The following is a 19,114-nucleotide window of genomic DNA, read 5'->3' as shown; positions in this document are numbered from 1 at the left end:
CATTCCGTTGGCTGTATCTTAGTCAACGGAATTTTTTTATCAATTAACAAATCAACAAATGAAACAATTTAAATTACTTTACTTGTGTTTATCACTGTTTGTAGTGTTTAGCTGCAAAACCGATAAAGGCAATGACACTTTGGCTTATGCTGTTGAAACACATAAAGACGCTAGTGGGTTTTCTTATGAAACTGTTGAAAACGATCCAACAGGTTTACGTTTGTATACTCTAGACAATGGTTTAAAAGTATACTTAAGTAAAAATAATGACGAGCCAAAAATTCAAACTTACATAGCAGTTAGAGCTGGTTCTAACTATGATCCTAAAGAATCTACTGGATTAGCACACTACTTAGAGCACATGGTGTTTAAAGGTACTGATGAGATTAGTGCGTTAGACTGGGAAAAAGAAAAAGAGTATTTAAAGCAAATTTCTGATTTGTACGAAGAGCATAAAGCTGAAACTGATCCTGAAAAGAAAAAAGCGCTTTATAAGAAGATAGATGAAGTATCGCTAGAGGCTTCAAACTATTGTGTAGCTAACGAGTATGATAAAATGGTTAGCTCTCTTGGAGCTACAGGAACAAATGCACATACTTGGTTTGAGGAAACAGTTTACAAAAACAAAATTCCTGCTAATGAGTTAGATAAATGGTTAAAATTAGAAAGTGAGCGTTTTAGCCAGTTAGTATTGCGTTTATTTCATACTGAACTTGAAGCTGTTTTTGAAGAGTTTAACAGAGGTCAGGATAACGATTTTAGAAAATCATACGCAGCAATGTTAGATGGTTTGTTTCCAAACCACCCTTACGGACAACAAACTACTATTGGTACAGGAGAGCACTTAAAAAATCCTTCAATGGTAGCAATTCATAATTATTTCGATAAATATTATGTGCCAAATAACATGGCAATGGTATTAGTTGGTGATTTAGATTTTGATGCTACAATAAAAAAGGTAAATGAAACTTTTGGAAAATTAGAGCGTAAAGAAGTTACACACCCTACGTTGCCAGTTGAAGAGCCAATAACTGCTCCAATTGTAAAAGAAGTGTTTGGTCCAGAATCAGAAAGTGTATCTATAGCTTTCCGTTCTAAAGGTGTAAATACCGATGAAGAAAAATTAATGACACTTGCCGATATGATTTTAGCTAATGGTAAAGCAGGTTTAATTGATTTAAATTTAAATCAGCAACAAGTTGTACAATATGCTGGATGTTCTCCTACTTTTTTAAATGATTATGGATACCATACATTTAATGGTTCTCCTAAAGAAGGACAAACACTAGATGAAGTTAAAGATTTACTATTAGCCCAAATAGATAAGCTTAAAAAAGGAGAATTTGAAGATTGGATGTTAGACGCAGTTATTAACGACCTTAAGCTTAGCGAAACTAGACAGTACGAAAACAGTACCGCTTTAGCTTCAATGTATTATAATGCTTTCATTCACCACGAAGATTGGCAAAGAAAAGTGAAGTTTTTAGATGATTTAAAGAAAATCACTAAACAAGAATTAGTAGATTTTGCTAATGGTTTTTACAAAGACAATTATGTAGTAACCTACAAGCGTCAAGGAGAAGATAACTCAATCGTAAAGGTTGAAAATCCTGGTATTACTCCTGTAAATCTTAACAGAGATAAGAGCTCTGAGTACTTAACAAACTTTAATGCTATTGAAGCAGCTGAATTACAGCCACAATACGTTGATTACAAAACAGCGATTAAAGAATCCAAAACCGATAATGGAATTAAAGTATCTTATATTGAAAATGAGTTGAACGATCTTTTCGACTTAAATATCATTTTTGATATGGGAAGTGATAACGATAAAAAGTTAGGATTAGCTGTTGGATATTTAGAGTACTTAGGAACTGATAAATACTCAGCTGAAGATCTTAAGAAAGAATTTTACAAATTAGGTATCGATTATTATGTAAGTGCAGGTTCAGAGAAGTCTTATGTAGGTTTAAGTGGTTTAAAAGAAAACTTGCCTAAAGGGCTAGAGCTATTAGAGCATTTATGGGCTAATGCTGTTCCAGACCAAGAAGCTTATGATAAGTATGTTGATCAAATCATAAAAGGAAGACAAGACGGTAAAACTCAAAAAGGAAATATTCTTTTTAACGGATTAATGAACTACGGTAAGTATGGTGAAAATTCAAGATTAAGAAACATCATGCAAGCTAGTGAACTAGCAACAGTAAATCCACAAGAGTTAGTTGACTTAGTTAAAGACATGAAAAACTACAAACAGCGTGTATTCTATTATGGTAAAGATGTTGAAGCAGCTATTGCAGCGTTAAATACACATCACATTTTACCTACTGAGTTAAAAGAATACCCTGAAGCTACAGCTTATGTTGAAAAAGAAACAGGAGGTAACGTGTATTTTGTAGATTACGATATGGTACAGTCTGAAATGTTATTTTTAGCAAAAGGAGAACCTTTTAAAGCTGAAAACATGGCAGCTTCTACTTTATTCAACACATATTTTGGTAGTGGTTTGTCTTCAATTGTATTCCAAGAAATTAGAGAGTCTAAATCGTTAGCTTACTCAGCGTTTTCTAGCTATAGTAATGCAAGTGATAAAGACGAGTCTAACTATGTAATGGCTTACATTGGTACTCAAGCAAACAAGATGCCACAAGCAGTAGATGCAATGATGGAGCTTATGACTAATATGCCTGAAGCTGAAGAGCAATTTAATGCTGCTAAAGAAGCTACATTAAAAAAGATTGCTGCACAACGTATTACAAAATCTAATATCTTCTGGACTTATGAAGGACTTCAAAAAAGAGGTATAGATAACGATAACAGAGAGGAAATCTATAACACTATAAAAGATATGACTATTGAAGATTTAAGAAACTTCTTCAATACAAATATTAAGGGTGAAAACTATAACGTAATGGTTATTGGTAACAAAAAAGAAATCGACTTTAAAGCGTTAAGCAAATTAGGAGAAGTGCAAGAAATGGATGTTGATCATTTATTCAACTACGAAAAGCCTGAAGACGTAAAGCTGTAATTGAAATTATCATTCCGAACCTGTTTCGGAATCTCAATAACAATGTTAAAAACCTCACAAGAATTTGTGAGGTTTTTTTATTTCGTGCAACTTGTATTTGCTATATTTGAACATCAACTAATATTAAAACTAACAATGAAAATTTTAGAAGGAAAAACAGCTATTATCACAGGTGCAAGTAGAGGTATAGGAAAAGGAATTGCTGAAGTTTTTGCACAACACGGAGCCAATGTGGCTTTTACCTATAGCTCTTCTGTAGAAGCTGCTAATCAATTAGAAAATGAATTAAACGCACTTGGTGTTAAAGCTAAAGGCTATCAAAGTAATGCTGCAGATTTTAATCAAGCTCAAGAATTGGCTGATGACGTTGTAAAAGAATTTGGAAGCATTGATATATTAGTAAACAACGCAGGTATTACAAAAGACAACCTATTAATGCGTATTACTGAAGAAGATTTTGACAAGGTTATTGAAGTTAACCTTAAATCTGTTTTTAATATGACAAAAGCAGTACAACGTACTATGCTAAAACAACGTAAAGGATCTATCATTAATATGAGTTCTGTTGTTGGTGTTAAAGGAAATGCAGGACAAACTAATTATGCAGCATCAAAAGCTGGTATAATAGGATTTTCAAAATCGGTTGCCTTAGAACTAGGTTCAAGAAACATCAGAAGTAACGTGATTGCTCCTGGGTTTATAGAAACTGAAATGACTGCAAAACTAGATGAAGATACAGTAAAAGGATGGAGAGATGCAATACCTTTAAAACGTGGTGGTACACCAGAAGATATTGCAAACGTATGTGTGTTTTTAGCTAGTGATATGAGTGCTTATGTTACTGGTCAAACCCTAAACGTTGATGGAGGAATGCTAACCTAATCAATATATTATTTCAAATCTTATGAAAAAACTCTCTTATTTAATTGCAATTTGTTGCTTATTATCTATTCAGGCAATAGCTCAAGATTGGCAAAAGTACAAATCTGAAGATTTAGCCTTTATAGCATATTTTCCCGAAACGCCTAAGCGTACTGTACAACAAGTTGATACAGCAGTAGGAACACTAGATATGCATATGATTATGTGTACTCCACAACAAGACGATAATGTTGTGTATAGTACAATAAAATCTGATTATCCTGAAGAACAATTTATAGATGCAGATGATAAGTATAATACTACTGTTTTAGATGGAGCAGTTAAAGGAGCAGTAAGTAATGTAAACGGCACTTTAATATTTGATAAAAAAATCACCTTCAATGGCTATCCAGGAAGAGATGTAAAAATTGAAATTCAAGGCGGTTTTATATACATACGTGTTACTTTAGTTACAAACTCAATGTACATTTCTCAAGTAATTTGCACTCCTGAAAATGATAATAATAGTAAAATAGAACGTTTTTTAGACGGTTTTGAAATTATAAAAGTTAAACAATAGTGCAAGAAAGCACCATTATATATATAATACTATCTGGAATCATAGCGCTTTTATTAGCGCTTTTTCAGTATATATATAAATCAAAAAGTAAGAGCAATAGTCATAAGTTTTTAGCTGTTTTAAGATTTGTGACTTTGTTTGCTATTATGCTTTTACTTATCAATCCAAAATTTGAGCAAACCACTTATTACAATGAAAAACCAACACTTGTTATAGCCACTGATAATTCAGAGTCTGTTAGGTATTTAAACCAAAGCAATAATACCAATGAGTTAATTGAACGCTTAAAAGCCAATGACTCTTTAAATGAAAATTTTAATCTAGAGTTTTATACCTTCGGAAAAACCTTATCTAAAACAGATTCGTTATCCTATTCTGATAGACAATCTAATATGGCTTTAGCATTTGACCGCTTATCAGAAATTTATAGTAATTCAGTAGCTCCAACGCTATTGATAACCGATGGAAACCAAACCTACGGTAACGATTATGAGTTTTCTACAAATAAGTATAAGCAGCCTATTTACCCAATAATTTTAGGAGATACTACACAGTTTATTGATTTAAAAATCCAGCAGTTGAATGTCAATAAATATGCATACTTGAAAAATAGATTTCCTATTGAAGCTATTCTTGTTTACAGTGGAGAAGGTTCGGTTTCAACCACTTTCAATATCACTTCAGGAAACACAGTTGTGTATTCGCAAAATATCAATTTTACAGCAACAAGCACTTCAAAAGTCATTAATTTAACTTTACCAGCTAATAGAGCAGGAGTGTCAAGTTATAAAGCTGAAATTGTTCCGATAGAGAACGAAAAAAACACAGTAAACAATATAAAAAACTTTGCTGTAGAAGTTATAGACCAAAAAACAAACGTAGCTATAGTTTCTGATATTTTGCATCCTGATATTGGAGCCTTAAAAAAGAGTATTGAAAGTAACGAACAGCGTCAAGCAACACTTGTAACACCTGAAGAGTTTGTTTCCAACGCAGGCGACTATCAGCTAGCAATAGTGTATCAACCTAATATGAAGTTTAAACAAGCGTTTGATGAAATCAATCGTTTAAAAATTAATAAATGGGTAATTGCTGGTACAAAAACAAGTTGGAATGCACTTAACGCGCTACAAAGTAATTACAAGCAAACAATAACCAATCAAACCGAAGATTTTTTACCAGAGTTAAACTTAAATTACACACCTTTTATTATTGAAAATGTCAGTTTTGATGAATTTCCTCCTTTGCGTTCAGAATATGGCGAAACCGAATTTAACTTACCAATTCAAACCATTTGCTATAAAACTGTAAATGGAATAGCTATAGGAGAACCTTTGCTAGCTACTTTTGAAATTAATGAAACACGAGAAGCCTTACTTAATGGTGAAGGTATTTGGAAATGGCGAGCACAAAGTTTTCTTGAGCAAAAATCTTTTGAACCGTTTGATAATTTTATCGGTAAGATGGTTCAATATTTAAGTTCTAAACAAAGACGTACAAGACTAAACGTTGAATACGAGTCTTTTTACAACGGAAATGAAGACTTAAAAATTAATGCTCAATATTTTAATAAAAACTATGAGTTTGACACTAGTGGTAATTTAAACATCACTTTAAAAGATAAAGAAACTAACAACTCCAGAACACTTCCTTTTGTACTAAAAAATAATGGTTATCAGGTAGATTTAAGTGGAATTCCTGCTGGCGAATACAGTTTTACGGTATCAGTTACTGGTGAAAATGTATCTCAATCTGGCGAACTGAAAATTTTAGACTATAATGTAGAACAACAGTTTCTTAATGCTGATGTCGCTAAGTTAGAAAGACTTGCAGCATCCACTAAAGGAAACTCTTTTTTCATTGATAATACCAGCAGCTTAGTAAAAACGTTAACGAGCGATACTAGGTTTGCAACACTACAAAAAAGCAGCAAAAATGTTGTACCTTTAATCGATTGGAAATACTTACTCGCTGTCATAGTTTTAAGCTTGACTGCTGAGTGGTTTATCAGAAAATATAACGGATTAATTTAAAAACTAACAAAAATGGATAAGTTACCAAAGATAGGACTACCCATCATAATTGGAGTAGTACTTTTAATAATTGTATTAGCTAAATCTGCAGTAACCATTGGTTCTGGTGAAGCAGGTGTGTTATATAAAACTTTTGGAGGAGGTGTAGTGACTGATAAGCCACCTTTAGGTGAAGGTTTTCATATTGTAGCACCATGGAATAAAGTACATGTTTATGAAGTAAGGCAACAAGAAGTTTTGGAAAAAATGAATGTACTTTCATCAAACGGATTAGACATTAAATTAGAAGCCTCAGTTTGGTTTCAACCAGATTTTTCTAACTTAGGAAAACTACACCAAGAAAAAAGTGAAATGTATAAAGAGCGAGTGTTGTTGCCAGCAATTCGTTCAGCAGCTCGTAGTGTTGTAGGTCGATACACACCTGAGCAGTTGTATTCAAGTAAGCGTGATGCTATTCAACAAGAAATTTTTGTAGAAACCAAAAACATTGTTGAAGACCAATATATTCAGCTTAATGAAGTTTTAGTGCGTGATGTTACCTTACCACCAACTATTAAGGATGCCATTGAACGAAAGCTAAAACAAGAGCAAGAGTCTTTAGAATACGAGTTTAGGTTGGTTACAGCCCAAAAAGAAGCCGAAAAACAAATTATTGAAGCTCAGGGTAAAGCTGATGCAAATAAAATTTTAAGTGCTTCCTTAACCGATAAAATTCTTCAAGACAAAGGTATTGAAGCAACTATTAAACTATCAGAGTCACCAAATAGTAAAGTAATTGTTATTGGTTCTGGAGATTCTGGAATGCCAATTATTTTAGGAAATCAATAATTAAATTCTATTAAAACTAGAAATTGCTAAAAATTTCTAAATATTAAATAGTTCATTTGGATTTTTAAATTTTTATTTTAAATCTTTGTACAAACAAAAACAACAAATGAATTTTATTCAATTACATCATCATTTTCATACTTGCACTCAAGCGAGCTGAAAATGTATTGGATAAAAACAAGATATTTTTAAAACCGTTTGAGTAAATCAAGCGGTTTTTTGTTTTTACAAACGTAAAAATATCTCCCAAAAAAGATTTACTCAAACACATTAAAACCAAAATGAGTAAATTAAAAATTGCAGTTCAAAAATCGGGTCGGTTACACGACGATTCTATGAAAATCCTTAAAGACGTTGGGATTTCTATAGATAATGGCAAAGACCAATTAAAAGCTTCGGCTAGAAACTTTCCTTTAGAGGTCTTTTATTTAAGAAATGGTGATATCCCTCAATACCTTAGAGATGGAGTGGTTGATGTTGCTATTATAGGAGAAAACGTATTGGTTGAAAAAGGTAAAGATATTTCCATAGTTGAAAAACTAGGGTTTTCTACCTGTAAAGTTTCGGTAGCTGTACCAAAGTCTACCAAATATTCAACAATTCAGGATTTAGAAGGCAAGCGTATTGCAACATCTTATCCAAACACTGTGAATGGGTTTTTACAATCAAACAATGTAAATGCTGAATTACATATAATAAACGGTTCGGTTGAAATAGCACCAAACATAGGACTTGCCGATGCTATTGTAGATATCGTTTCCAGCGGAAGCACCTTGTTTAAAAATAACCTAAAAGAAGTTGAAGTGCTTTTAAAGTCAGAAGCTGTTTTAGCAGTGTCTCCAAGCATTAGTGAAGATAAACAACAGGTATTAGAGAAGCTACAATTCAGGATCAAGTCGGTTTTAAAAGGAAGACAAAACAAATATGTTTTACTAAATGCTCCTAACAAAAACTTGGAAAGTATTATTAACATTCTTCCAGGAATGAATAGTCCTACAGTGATGCCTTTAGCAAAAGAAGGTTGGAGCTCACTACACTCAGTAATCAATAAAAATGACTTTTGGGAAATTATAGATGAACTTAAAGCAAATGGAGCTGAGGGTATTCTTGTTTGTCCAATAGAAAATATGGTAATATAGTATGGAAACAATCATAAATCCAAGTAAAGCACAATGGTCAAAAATTTTACAACGACCAACAAAAACCATTGACGACATTGAAAATACCGTAACGCAAGTTTTTGATGATGTTAAGCGTAATGGAGATAAAGCTGTTAGTAAATATACTTCCCTTTTTGATGGAGTAGATTTAAAAAGTAGCTTGGTTACAAGCTCAGAAATTCAAAAAGCAGTTGAAAGTGTACCTTCAGGATTAAAACAAGCCATTCAATTAGCTAAAGCTAACATTGAAACATTTCACACAGCTCAAAAAACCCAAAATGTAGACGTAGAAACCACAAAAGGAGTTCGTTGTTGGCAAGAAAAACGTGCTATTCAAAAAATAGGCTTATACATTCCAGGAGGAACAGCACCATTGTTTTCAACGGTTTTAATGCTTACTGTTCCTGCTAAAATTGCTGGTTGCACAGAAATCGTTTTATGTTCACCACCAAATAAAAATGGACAAATTGCTAATGAAATTTTATATGCAGCTCAGTTGTGTGGTGTAACTAAAATTTATAAAGTTGGAGGTATTCAAGCAATAGCGAGTTTAACATTTGGAACCGAAACTATTCCGCAAGTTTATAAAATATTCGGACCAGGAAATCAATTTGTTACTGTTGCAAAACAACTAGCTACCAAATATGGTGTTGCAATTGATATGCCTGCAGGACCAAGTGAATTATTGGTATTTGCTGATGATTCTGCTAATGCAACTTTTGTGGCTTCAGATCTATTAAGTCAAGCAGAGCATGGTACAGATAGTCAAGTTATTTTAGTGACAACTTCAAAAGCAATGGCTTCGCAAGTAGAGGACGAAGTTAAAAAGCAGTTGGAAATTCTACCAAGAAAATCAGTTGCAGAACAGTCTATTTCAAATTCAAAAATTGTTTACCTGAATTCTAATATTGAAGCTTTAGAGTTAATTAATGAATATGCACCAGAACATTTTATTGTGTGTGCAAAGGACGAAGCCTTTTTTATTGATGGGATTATAAATGCAGGCTCTGTATTTATTGGTAATTACACACCTGAAAGTGCTGGTGATTATGCTTCAGGAACAAACCATACTTTGCCAACTAATGGATTTAGTAAATCCTATTCAGGAGTTAATTTAGATAGTTTTACTAAGAGCATTACGTTTCAAAAAATTAGTGAAGAAGGTATAAAAAATATAGGACAAAGCATTGAGCTAATGGCAGAGGCTGAAGGTTTACAAGCTCACAAAAATGCGGTTACCATAAGACTCAAAGATTTAAGTTATAAATGTCACATCGAGTGATTTTTAAGAATTAAGAATTGTATCGAGATGTAATAAGTTCTCGATACAATTTTCAGGAAAATCACTCGAACAGACAAAGTATCAATAAAATGAAAACACGCTTCAATATAAATAATATAGTAAGACCGCCAGTTAAGGCTTTAAAACCATATTCTTCAGCGAGAGATGAGTTTAAAGAGTTCAATAGAGACATGATGTTTCTAGATGCTAATGAAAATCCTTTTAACAACGGATTAAATAGGTATCCTGATCCTCAACAAAGCAGTTTAAAAGAAAAACTATCAGAAATTAAAGAGATTAAATGTTCTCAGATTTTATTAGGAAATGGAAGTGATGAAATACTCGATTTGATTTTTAGAGCATTTTGTGAACCAACTAAGGATGAAGTCATTGTTTTACCTCCAACTTATGGTATGTACGAAGTGTTGGCAAACACCAATGCTGTAAAGGTTATTGAAATTAATTTAGATGAAACATTTCAACCTAATGTAAAACCTATCTTAGAGAGTCAAAAAGAAAATACCAAACTGCTTTTTTTGTGCTCACCTAACAATCCTACTGCTAATAGTTTCAATGCGAAAAATATTGAAGAGTTAATTAAAGGGTTTAATGGTATTGTGGTTATAGATGAAGCTTACATTGATTTTTCAAATCAAGAGAGTTGGTTGAGTAAACTAGAGGATTTTCCTAATTTAATTATTACTCAAACACTTTCTAAAGCTTATGGATTAGCTGGTATAAGATTAGGTGTATGTTATGCTTCAGAAGCTATAATTTCGATATTAAACAAAATAAAACCGCCTTATAATGTCAATGCATTAACACAACAAAAAGCTCTTGAACGATTATTAGAAATTAATAAAGTGAAGCAAGAGGTAAAGATTTTAATTTTAGAAAGAGAAGTATTGATAAAAGCACTTGGGGATTTGAAATTTATAGGAAAAATTTACCCTTCTGATGCAAATTTTATCTTGATGAAAGTAGATGATGCCAATTTAAGGTATAGGCAATTAATTGCAGAAGGAATTGTAGTTCGTAATAGAACTAATCAACCATTATGCGAAAACTGTTTAAGGATAACAGTTGGAACACCTGATGAAAACAAAAAATTAATTAAGACATTAAAATATTTAGACCAATGAAAAAAGTATTGTTTATAGATAGAGATGGAACGTTGGTGCTTGAGCCTCCTGTAGATTATCAATTGGATAGTTTAGAGAAATTGGAGTTCTATCCAAAGGTGTTTCAGTATATGAGTAAAATAGCTAATGAACTCGATTATGAATTGGTTATGGTTACTAATCAGGATGGTTTGGGCACTAATTCATTTCCTGAAGATACGTTTTGGCCAGCTCAAAACAAGATAATCAATGCATTTGCTAATGAAGGTGTTATTTTTTCTGAAGTTTATATTGATAAAACATTTCCTGAAGAAAACGCTAACACTCGTAAACCTAGAACAGGCTTACTGACTAAGTATTTTTCTGATGCGTATGACCTAGAAAATTCGTTTGTTATTGGAGACAGAATTACTGACATGGAACTTGCAAAAAACTTGGGAGCTAAAGGGATTTATTTATCTCAAGACCCAAATTTAGGAGCCAATGAAATTGAAACATCTTTACAGAGTATTACAGATTGTATTTCAATTACAACGACAGATTGGAAAGCAATTTATCAATACTTAAAAGTTAAAGATCGTTCGGCTAGTATTGAAAGAAATACTAAAGAAACCCAAATAGCAATCAATCTTAATGTTGACGGAACTGGTAAAAGTAATATTGATACAGGAATTGCATTTTTTGACCATATGCTAGACCAAATTGCAAGACACGGTCAGCTTGATTTAGATATTAAAGTCGATGGTGATTTAGAAGTTGACGAACACCACACTATAGAAGATACAGCAATTGCTTTAGGCGAAGTGTTTTCAAAAGCATTAAGCAATAAGTTAGGAATGGAACGTTACGGATTTTGTTTACCAATGGATGACTGTCTAGCTCAAGCAGCTATTGACTTTGGAGGACGAAATTGGTTAGTTTGGGGTGCTGATTTTAAAAGAGAAATGATAGGTAAAATGCCAACCGAAATGTTCTTTCATTTTTTTAAATCGTTTACTGATGGTGCCAAATGCAATCTCAATATAAAAGCTGAAGGTACTAACGAACATCATAAAATTGAAGCCATTTTTAAGGCATTTGCTAAAGCTATTAAAATGGCAGTAAAACGAGATGTAGAAAAAATGATTTTACCATCAACTAAAGGGGTTTTGTAAATGTCACTTCGAGTGATTTTGTACAACAAAAATTATATCGATAAGAAATGAAAGTAACTATTATAGATTATGGAGCAGGAAACATTAAGAGTATTCAGTTTGCTTTTAATAGGTTAGGAGTAGAAGCGATATTGACAAATAATTCTGAAGAAATTAAATCAGCAGACAGAGTAATTTTTCCAGGAGTAGGAGAAGCATCATCAGCAATGAATATGTTGAAAAAATCAAAACTTAATCTTTTAATTCCAGAGTTAAAGCAACCTGTTTTAGGGATTTGTTTAGGGATGCAATTGCTTTGTAGTTTTACCGAAGAAGGCAACACTCAAGGTTTAGGTGTATTTAATGTTAGTGTAAAACGGTTTTCTGATGCTTTAAAAGTACCTCAAATGGGATGGAATTCCATTACTGATTTGAAGTCACCTTTATTTAAAAACAGTAATGAGCAAGATTATATGTATCTGGTGCATAGCTACTTTGCGGAAGTATGTAATCAAACCATTGCTAAAACTAATTATGGGTTAACATATTCTTCTGCATTACAAAATAAAAACTTTTATGGCGTACAATTTCACCCAGAAAAAAGTAGTACAGCAGGAGAACAAATTTTAAAGAATTTTATAGAACTATAATGTTATGCTGAACCAGTTTCAGCATCTCAAAATAAATTATTAATTAAAAAAGAGTCCTGCTTTTGCAGGAAAGAAATCATGAGGATAATTCCAGCAATAGATATCATAGACGGTAAATGTGTACGCTTAACCAAAGGCGATTACAATACCAAAAAAATATATAATGAAAACCCTTTAGAAGTTGCAAAACAGTTTGAAGGTGCAGGTATTGAGTATTTGCATTTAGTTGATTTAGATGGTGCAAAAGCAAAACACATTGTAAACTATAGAGTTTTGGAGCTTATTGCCTCCAAAACTAGTCTTAAAATAGATTTTGGTGGTGGTTTAAAATCTGATGAAGACTTACATATCGCTTTCAATTCTGGAGCAAAACAAATTACAGGAGGTAGTATAGCTGTAAAAGACAGTGTAACTTTTGAAACATGGATTGAAAAATATGGTGGAGCAAAAATCATATTAGGAGCCGATTGTGAAAATGAAAAAGTAGCTATCAATGGTTGGCAGGAGCAAAGTAGTTTAGAAATAATTCCTTTTATCAAAACGTACCAAAAGAAAGGAATACAGTACATTGTTTGTACTGATATTGCTAAAGATGGCATGTTAGAAGGTCCTTCGTTTGATTTGTATAAAAAAATTATTGACAACTGTTCTAATAGTGAAAGTCAATCTATTAAACTAATCGCCTCAGGTGGTGTAACCTCAATTGATGATATTAATAAACTCGAAGATTTAGGTTGTGAAGCAGTTATAATAGGAAAAGCACTTTATGAAGGCGCTATAAACTTAAAGGACTTAGAAAAACAGTTTTAAAATGCTAACAAAAAGAATCGTACCTTGTTTAGACATCAAAAACGGTAGAACTGTAAAAGGTGTCAATTTTGTCAACCTTATTGATGCAGGAGATCCAGTTGAGCTAGCTAAAGAATATGCTACTCATGGAGCTGATGAATTAGTATTTCTAGACATTTCAGCAACTCTAGAAGCGAGAAAAACCACTAAAGACATGGTGCTTAAAGTGGCTGAACAAGTTAATATTCCGTTTACGGTAGGTGGTGGTATTTCGTCCATTGAAGATGTAAGTATATTATTGAAAAATGGAGCAGATAAAGTTTCGGTAAATTCATCTGCGGTTAAGCGACCTCAACTTATTAATGAGCTTTCTGAAAAGTTTGGTAGTCAATGTATAGTTGTTGCTATTGATGCGAAGCGAGTAAATGATGAATGGAAAGTACACCTAGCAGGAGGAACAATTGAAACAGAATTGAATTTGTTTGATTGGGCTCAAGAAGTAGAACAACGAGGTGCTGGTGAAATTTTGTTTACTTCTATGGATCATGACGGAACAAAAAACGGTTTTGCAAATGAGGCTTTAGCAAGATTATCCAACATGGTAAACATCCCAATAATAGCTTCTGGAGGAGCAGGAAGTATTCAACACTTTTCTGATGCATTTACTAAAGGAAAAGTCGATGCTGCTTTAGCTGCAAGCGTATTTCATTTTGGTGAAATTGAAATAAAAAATTTAAAAGAAAAATTAATGCAGGAAGGTATTTCTGTAAGATTATAACTTGTCATTCCGCACTTGATGCGGAATCCAAAAAAATAATTAACAATTAAATAGATTCCTGCCTGCGCAGGAATGACAGAAAAAAATGAACATAAATTTTAATAAAAACAATGACGGATTAATACCAGCTATCATTCAGGATGTAGCAACCAAAACAGTATTAATGTTGGGTTATATGAACAAAGAAGCGTATAAAAAAACAATCGATACAAAGCGAGTAACGTTTTTTAGTAGAAGCAAACAACGTCTTTGGACCAAAGGAGAAGAAAGTGGGAATATACTTGTTTTAAAAGACATAAAAGTAGATTGTGATAATGATACATTGCTTGTAAAAGTTCAACCATTGGGTTCTACTTGCCACAAAGGAGCTGATACTTGCTGGGGTGAGGATAACTCACAAACTTATGGGTTTTTGTCTAGTTTAGAACATATTATTTCTGATAGGAAACATAATTCCAAATCTAATGAATCTTATGTTGCTGCACTTTTTGAAAAAGGAATAAATAAAATTGCTCAAAAAGTTGGTGAGGAAGCTGTTGAAGTTGTGATAGAAGCAAAGGATGATAATGACAATTTATTTTTAAATGAAAGTGCAGATTTGTTGTTTCACTATCTAATTCTCCTTCAGGCTAAAGGGTTTAAGTTAGAGGATATTATATCTATTCTTAAACAAAGACACTAAGCTTCAAATCATCGATTAAACGTAAATATTTTCGATAAAGCGTTGTTTTTTTGTGAAAAAGTGTATATTGCAAGCCCAAAACTATAAACTAGATTTCATGAAAAACTTTACTATTTATGTTGTAATGGTAGTGTTTTCTTTGTTTAGCTATTCTACTTTTGCTCAGCAATGTGCATTTGATACTCAAAGAGAATTATTATTACAAGACCCTAACTATGTTCAACAAGAGCAACTTGCTGAACAGAAAATTCAAAACTTTATTTCAAACAATACGTTAACTCAACGTAATGGAACAGTATATACTATTCCTGTTGTTGTGCATGTATTGCATCTTGGAGAAGCAGAAGGTACAGGATCTAATATTTCTGATGCTCAAATTTTAAGTAGTATAAACAACTTAAACGATTTTTACAGAGGTCTAACTCCTAATAGTTCTATTGATTTTGAAATAGAATTTGCTTTAGCACAAAGAGATCCGAACTGTAACGCTACAACAGGTATTAATAGAATTAATGCTTCTAGTTTACCAGGTTACTCACAATATGGTGTTAATGTTGCTGAGTCAAATGGAGCTAGTTACAATGATATTAAGACTTTAATTAGCTGGCCGCAAACTGATTATTTTAATGTTTGGGTTGTAACTGAATTAGACGATAATAATGGAGGGTTTGGTTACCAAGGATATGCATATTTCTATAGCGAAAGTTCTAGTAGCCATGGATCGGTAATGATGTCAACCGTTTTTGGTTACGATCCTGGAAATACTAATGGTTGGGGATTAAACTCCAATGGAGACAATAGTACTGTAGTGCATGAAGTTGGTCACTATTTCCATTTATATCACACGTTTCAAGGAGATGATACTGACAGTGATGGAGTAGGTGATACTTGTCCTGCCGATGCTACTGTAGGTGTAGATAGTGATGGTTGTGCAGATACTGTTCCTCACTTAAGAGAAACAAGTACTTGTCCAGCAAATAACACATGTACAGGTAGTCCTTGGGTTGATAACAATACTGTTAATAATATAATGAGTTATTATTATTGTACTGATAGATTAACCGAAGACCAAAAAACAAGAGCAAGAGCAGCAATGACTGATACAGGAATTGTAGCATCTAAAGGAGATGAAGCTCCATCACCAGGATTTACAGCTCCTGCAGCAGTATGTTTAGCTAATTCACCTGCTGGAAACAATTACTCAGGTGTGATGAGTGTTGAATTAAACAATACAACTTATACAACATCTACTACAGGTATTGATGGTGGTAATCTTGATAGAAGTGTTAATTGCACTGGTCTTTTCAATATTGATGCAGCAAATTCTTATACAATGAATGTTGAAGTTGCGCCTGGTAACTTTCATCAGTTAGGTGTGTGGATAGATTGGAATAATGATGGTGATTTTGATGACGATGCAGAAACGCAAAGTTTTACTCAAGATATAGCTGGTGGTGCAGTTGTGCCAGTAACAATAGCATATCCTGCGAGCATTCCTTATGATAGTTATGTGAGATTAAGATTGATGACTGATGTTGATGATAGATTTGGAGGAGTTAATTTAATAGACTCAGCGTGTTACACCTCTTTAGTATATGGACAAACTGAGGACTATACAATTTATGTTGAACCAGGAACACTATCAATAGGTGAAGCTAATGCTAGTGAATTGAATATCTTTTCTGATAATACCAATAATGAATTAATTGTAAAAGGACAGTTGTTTGGTGAATCAACAGTTAACTTATACGATATTCAAGGTCGTTTAGTTAAAACTAAAATGTTAGATACTTCTGCAACAAGAAACAGTATTGATGTATCAGGTTTAAACAGTGGAATTTACATTGTAAAAGTATCAAACCAATCTCAACTAAAAGTTAAGAAAGTAGTTATAGATTAATAATTAGTTAGTAATTTTTTAAAAGGCTGTCAAGCTTCGTGCTTGATGGTCTTTTTTTATAAATATTAGACTTTGGATTGTTCAATAAAATAACGTTCTTGCCATTATGTTTGATAAGCGCTATTACTACCTCATAAAAATTCAATATTTAGGCTATAGGTTTCATGGTTGGCAAAAACAACCTAACTTAAAAACCCTTCACCTTATGGTGGATCGTACATTTAATTACATACTTGAAGGCAAATATTTTAAAACCTTAGTTGCAGGTCGAACCGATGCAATGGTGTCAGCAAATGAAACAGCTATAGAGCTATTTTTAAAGCATGAAATTGACGATAAAGATTATTTCTTAAAATGGTTTAACTACAACTTACCACAAGATGTTAGAGCCTTATCAATTGAAGAAGTCGATAAAGAATTTAATATCATTCAACATCCAAAAGTTAAAGAGTACATTTACTTGTTTGCTCATGGCGAAAAATGCCATCCGTTTTGCGCACCAATACTCACAACTATTTTAGATGAACTGGATATAGCTATAATGATTAAAGGCGCTAAACTTTTTCAAGGTGAGCACAATTTTAAAAGTTATTGCTATAAAGCAACAGGAAATGGATTATACACCAGAACCATTGAAAGCTGCGAGATTATAGAAAACAAAGAATACACAGCGAGTTTCTTTCCAAAAAACACATACATGCTAAGGGTTAGAGGAGAAGGTTTTGGTAGAAATCAAATAAGGTTAATGATGGGAGCCTTGATAAAACTAGGAAAAGGCGAAATAACCTTAGATGATATAACTGCGAGTTTGCAAGAAGATAGTGATATAGCAATTGACTACATTGCACCTGCCTCAGGTTTAATCCTTAACAAGATGTTGTTTAAATAAAAAAGCACCTTATTGATAAGATGCTTTTGATTTTTATTAACTTATAATAGCATTAAGATATCCAACCTTTAGCTATTGACTTGTTAGAAAACATAATAAGATATAGCGCAATAATCAATATAATTATAGGCATAATTAATCCTTTAGTACCGTAGACGTCTAAAGCATCGCTTACAAAAAGATTGTAAGAAGTCTGTATCAATACACCTATTAATGAAATAATAAATAGGCTTTTAGCCCATTTTTTTCTTAAAAGTAAAAGTAAGCATCCTAACGCACCTCCAAAAACACCAATAGCAAATGCAGCAGTTGCCCAAGCAGGCACATTGGTATAAAGAGCTTGTTCGGCTTCAGGTAAAGCGCTTAAATCAGCATCAGACATATAGGCTTGACCTAGGTAGGCCATAACACCCATTAAATTCCATATTAATGCAATAACACTAATAATCCAAAACCAAATTGGTGGTTTTGTTCTAGTTGAATGATTCATAAATTATTTTGTTTAGTTAGTAAAATTTTAAAACAATTTATGAAAATAATCTAAAAGTATATCTAAATAATTGCGAAATGAATAAAAAAGTATAAGAAGTTAATCTTCCATAACGTGTAAAACAGGTTCTTTGTTAACCCATTTTCCGTTTTTAGATTCTCCTAAAATAATAACTTCTTTGGCTTGTTCATACTCCTTAATTGTTCTAAGCATTTGAGCCTTAGTGTCTCTGTAAAGTTTAATTCCTGTTTTTGACCCTTTGTTTCTAATTTCTAAATAAAAACCATCTTTGAGTTTCTTAGGTTTTGTCGCTGGTCTTCCCATATATTCTATTTGAAGGATTTAATTTGCATAATAATAAAAATTTATCCAAAATGCAAGTCGAATTCCAATTATTCAAATATAGCTGGTTTTAACTTTTTTACAGTCAAATTTCAATTGTTATTAGTTATTCTTAAATTGATGTGTTCAATTGCTCTAAGTTTTATACTTTTAGTCTCCAAGTTATTTTAATGATGAAAATCAAAAAACGTAGAAAACCCAACAAAGCATCCAACCTTCCACCAGGAACTATTTCCTATAAGGGGAAAAAGTTTTCTGATGTTACTACTGTTGAAATTATCAATTACAGTATAGATTCTTACACAAAGTTAGATTCTAAAAATGTTGAGGATGCATTTAATTTTAAAGAGACCAATCAGGTAACTTGGATTAATGTAAATGGGTTAAACGCAACTAAAAACATTGAAAAACTTGGTTTGCATTATCACTTACATCCACTAACACTCGAAGATGTAGTTGATACCACACATCGTCCTAAAATTGATGAGTTTGAAGATTACTTATTTATCGTTTTTAAAATGCTTTATTTTAAAGATGATGGTGTGTTAAACTATGAACAGGTGAG

Annotated in this window: 18 protein-coding genes; 16 read left to right on the top strand and 2 right to left on the bottom strand. The window is 32.5% G+C overall.

The genetic code is table 11. The features are described 5' to 3' along the window. The first annotated feature begins 58 nt into the window (after positions 1-58). From ACQ0RB_RS03480 to ACQ0RB_RS03410, 15 genes are all read left to right on the top strand, one after another. Positions 59-3,031 (top strand): M16 family metallopeptidase, encoded by a 2,973-nt coding sequence (locus tag ACQ0RB_RS03480; RefSeq protein ID WP_430496510.1) that lies wholly within the window; start codon positions 59-61, stop codon positions 3,029-3,031. Between the two features lie 135 nt (positions 3,032-3,166). After that, entirely contained in the window at positions 3,167-3,913 is a 747-nt protein-coding gene (fabG, locus tag ACQ0RB_RS03475) for a 3-oxoacyl-[acyl-carrier-protein] reductase (RefSeq protein ID WP_131506733.1), read from the top strand. 22 nt (positions 3,914-3,935) lie between these two features. Further along, positions 3,936-4,472, top strand: a complete 537-nt coding sequence (locus ACQ0RB_RS03470; RefSeq protein WP_430496509.1) for a hypothetical protein — start codon at positions 3,936-3,938, stop codon at positions 4,470-4,472. Then, the gene (locus ACQ0RB_RS03465; RefSeq protein ID WP_430496507.1) at positions 4,472-6,505 is read left to right on the top strand and encodes a VWA domain-containing protein; all 2,034 of its coding nucleotides are present in this window, start codon (positions 4,472-4,474) and stop codon (positions 6,503-6,505) included. The genes ACQ0RB_RS03470 and ACQ0RB_RS03465 overlap by 1 nt, the downstream gene beginning before the upstream one ends. A 12-nt stretch (positions 6,506-6,517) precedes the next feature. Further along, the gene (locus tag ACQ0RB_RS03460; RefSeq protein ID WP_129760090.1) at positions 6,518-7,333 is read left to right on the top strand and encodes a prohibitin family protein; all 816 of its coding nucleotides are present in this window, start codon (positions 6,518-6,520) and stop codon (positions 7,331-7,333) included. A gap of 281 nt (positions 7,334-7,614) precedes the next feature. Beyond that, complete coding sequence (gene hisG, locus ACQ0RB_RS03455) at positions 7,615-8,472, top strand: ATP phosphoribosyltransferase (protein ID WP_129760089.1); 858 nt, start codon at positions 7,615-7,617, stop codon at positions 8,470-8,472. 1 nt (position 8,473) lies between these two features. Beyond that, positions 8,474-9,775 carry a histidinol dehydrogenase gene (hisD, locus tag ACQ0RB_RS03450; RefSeq protein ID WP_430496504.1) on the top strand — a complete coding sequence of 434 codons (1,302 nt, stop codon included), beginning with the start codon at positions 8,474-8,476 and terminating at the stop codon, positions 9,773-9,775. A gap of 89 nt (positions 9,776-9,864) precedes the next feature. After that, positions 9,865-10,917 carry a histidinol-phosphate transaminase gene (hisC, locus tag ACQ0RB_RS03445; protein ID WP_430496502.1) on the top strand — a complete coding sequence of 351 codons (1,053 nt, stop codon included), beginning with the start codon at positions 9,865-9,867 and terminating at the stop codon, positions 10,915-10,917. Beyond that, the gene (hisB, locus tag ACQ0RB_RS03440) at positions 10,914-12,050 is read left to right on the top strand and encodes a bifunctional histidinol-phosphatase/imidazoleglycerol-phosphate dehydratase HisB (RefSeq protein ID WP_430496500.1); all 1,137 of its coding nucleotides are present in this window, start codon (positions 10,914-10,916) and stop codon (positions 12,048-12,050) included. The genes hisC and hisB overlap by 4 nt, the downstream gene beginning before the upstream one ends. 47 nt (positions 12,051-12,097) lie before the next feature. Further along, complete coding sequence (hisH, locus tag ACQ0RB_RS03435; RefSeq protein WP_430496498.1) at positions 12,098-12,679, top strand: imidazole glycerol phosphate synthase subunit HisH; 582 nt, start codon at positions 12,098-12,100, stop codon at positions 12,677-12,679. Between the two features lie 78 nt (positions 12,680-12,757). Continuing rightward, positions 12,758-13,489, top strand: a complete 732-nt coding sequence (gene hisA, locus ACQ0RB_RS03430; RefSeq protein ID WP_430496496.1) for a 1-(5-phosphoribosyl)-5-[(5-phosphoribosylamino)methylideneamino]imidazole-4-carboxamide isomerase — start codon at positions 12,758-12,760, stop codon at positions 13,487-13,489. Between the two features lies 1 nt (position 13,490). Next, on the top strand, positions 13,491-14,246 hold the full coding sequence (gene hisF, locus ACQ0RB_RS03425) for an imidazole glycerol phosphate synthase subunit HisF (RefSeq protein ID WP_430496494.1): 756 nt from the start codon (positions 13,491-13,493) through the stop codon (positions 14,244-14,246). Between the two features lie 85 nt (positions 14,247-14,331). Beyond that, positions 14,332-14,928, top strand: a complete 597-nt coding sequence (gene hisIE, locus ACQ0RB_RS03420) for a bifunctional phosphoribosyl-AMP cyclohydrolase/phosphoribosyl-ATP diphosphatase HisIE (protein WP_430496492.1) — start codon at positions 14,332-14,334, stop codon at positions 14,926-14,928. A 97-nt stretch (positions 14,929-15,025) separates the two neighbouring features. After that, entirely contained in the window at positions 15,026-16,828 is a 1,803-nt protein-coding gene (locus ACQ0RB_RS03415; protein ID WP_262732804.1) for a zinc-dependent metalloprotease, read from the top strand. A gap of 106 nt (positions 16,829-16,934) precedes the next feature. Beyond that, positions 16,935-17,717 carry a tRNA pseudouridine(38-40) synthase TruA gene (locus ACQ0RB_RS03410; RefSeq protein ID WP_430496490.1) on the top strand — a complete coding sequence of 261 codons (783 nt, stop codon included), beginning with the start codon at positions 16,935-16,937 and terminating at the stop codon, positions 17,715-17,717. A 52-nt stretch (positions 17,718-17,769) separates the two neighbouring features. On the opposite strand, the gene ACQ0RB_RS03405 is transcribed toward ACQ0RB_RS03410, so the two are convergent. Together ACQ0RB_RS03405 and ACQ0RB_RS03400 are read right to left on the bottom strand one after the other, a co-directional pair. Then, positions 17,770-18,207 (bottom strand): hypothetical protein, encoded by a 438-nt coding sequence (locus tag ACQ0RB_RS03405; RefSeq protein ID WP_262732807.1) that lies wholly within the window; start codon positions 18,205-18,207, stop codon positions 17,770-17,772. A 99-nt stretch (positions 18,208-18,306) separates the two neighbouring features. Continuing rightward, entirely contained in the window at positions 18,307-18,531 is a 225-nt protein-coding gene (locus ACQ0RB_RS03400) for a hypothetical protein (RefSeq protein ID WP_129760079.1), read from the bottom strand. A 188-nt stretch (positions 18,532-18,719) separates the two neighbouring features. Between ACQ0RB_RS03400 and ACQ0RB_RS03395 the strand changes: the two genes are divergently transcribed. Beyond that, positions 18,720-19,114 (top strand): CorA family divalent cation transporter (locus ACQ0RB_RS03395; RefSeq protein ID WP_430496487.1); only part of this gene is annotated, 395 nt, incomplete at its 3' end.

The sequence above is a fragment of the Gaetbulibacter sp. PBL-D1 genome (assembly GCF_050509525.1).
GTDB classification, from domain to species: Bacteria; Bacteroidota; Bacteroidia; order Flavobacteriales; family Flavobacteriaceae; genus Gaetbulibacter_B; species Gaetbulibacter_B jejuensis.
This window is presented reverse-complemented; position numbering and strand designations above follow the sequence as displayed.

Coding starts and splice junctions, on each gene's coding strand:
- ACQ0RB_RS03480 (WP_430496510.1), top strand. CDS start 59: ATGAAACAATTTAAATTACTTTACTTGTGTTTATCACTGTTTGTAGTG.
- fabG (WP_131506733.1), top strand. CDS start 3,167: ATGAAAATTTTAGAAGGAAAAACAGCTATTATCACAGGTGCAAGTAGA.
- ACQ0RB_RS03470 (WP_430496509.1), top strand. CDS start 3,936: ATGAAAAAACTCTCTTATTTAATTGCAATTTGTTGCTTATTATCTATT.
- ACQ0RB_RS03460 (WP_129760090.1), top strand. CDS start 6,518: ATGGATAAGTTACCAAAGATAGGACTACCCATCATAATTGGAGTAGTA.
- hisG (WP_129760089.1), top strand. CDS start 7,615: ATGAGTAAATTAAAAATTGCAGTTCAAAAATCGGGTCGGTTACACGAC.
- hisD (WP_430496504.1), top strand. CDS start 8,474: ATGGAAACAATCATAAATCCAAGTAAAGCACAATGGTCAAAAATTTTA.
- hisC (WP_430496502.1), top strand. CDS start 9,865: ATGAAAACACGCTTCAATATAAATAATATAGTAAGACCGCCAGTTAAG.
- hisB (WP_430496500.1), top strand. CDS start 10,914: ATGAAAAAAGTATTGTTTATAGATAGAGATGGAACGTTGGTGCTTGAG.
- hisH (WP_430496498.1), top strand. CDS start 12,098: ATGAAAGTAACTATTATAGATTATGGAGCAGGAAACATTAAGAGTATT.
- hisA (WP_430496496.1), top strand. CDS start 12,758: ATGAGGATAATTCCAGCAATAGATATCATAGACGGTAAATGTGTACGC.
- hisF (WP_430496494.1), top strand. CDS start 13,491: ATGCTAACAAAAAGAATCGTACCTTGTTTAGACATCAAAAACGGTAGA.
- hisIE (WP_430496492.1), top strand. CDS start 14,332: ATGAACATAAATTTTAATAAAAACAATGACGGATTAATACCAGCTATC.
- ACQ0RB_RS03415 (WP_262732804.1), top strand. CDS start 15,026: ATGAAAAACTTTACTATTTATGTTGTAATGGTAGTGTTTTCTTTGTTT.
- ACQ0RB_RS03410 (WP_430496490.1), top strand. CDS start 16,935: ATGTTTGATAAGCGCTATTACTACCTCATAAAAATTCAATATTTAGGC.
- ACQ0RB_RS03405 (WP_262732807.1), bottom strand. CDS start 18,207: ATGAATCATTCAACTAGAACAAAACCACCAATTTGGTTTTGGATTATT.
- ACQ0RB_RS03400 (WP_129760079.1), bottom strand. CDS start 18,531: ATGGGAAGACCAGCGACAAAACCTAAGAAACTCAAAGATGGTTTTTAT.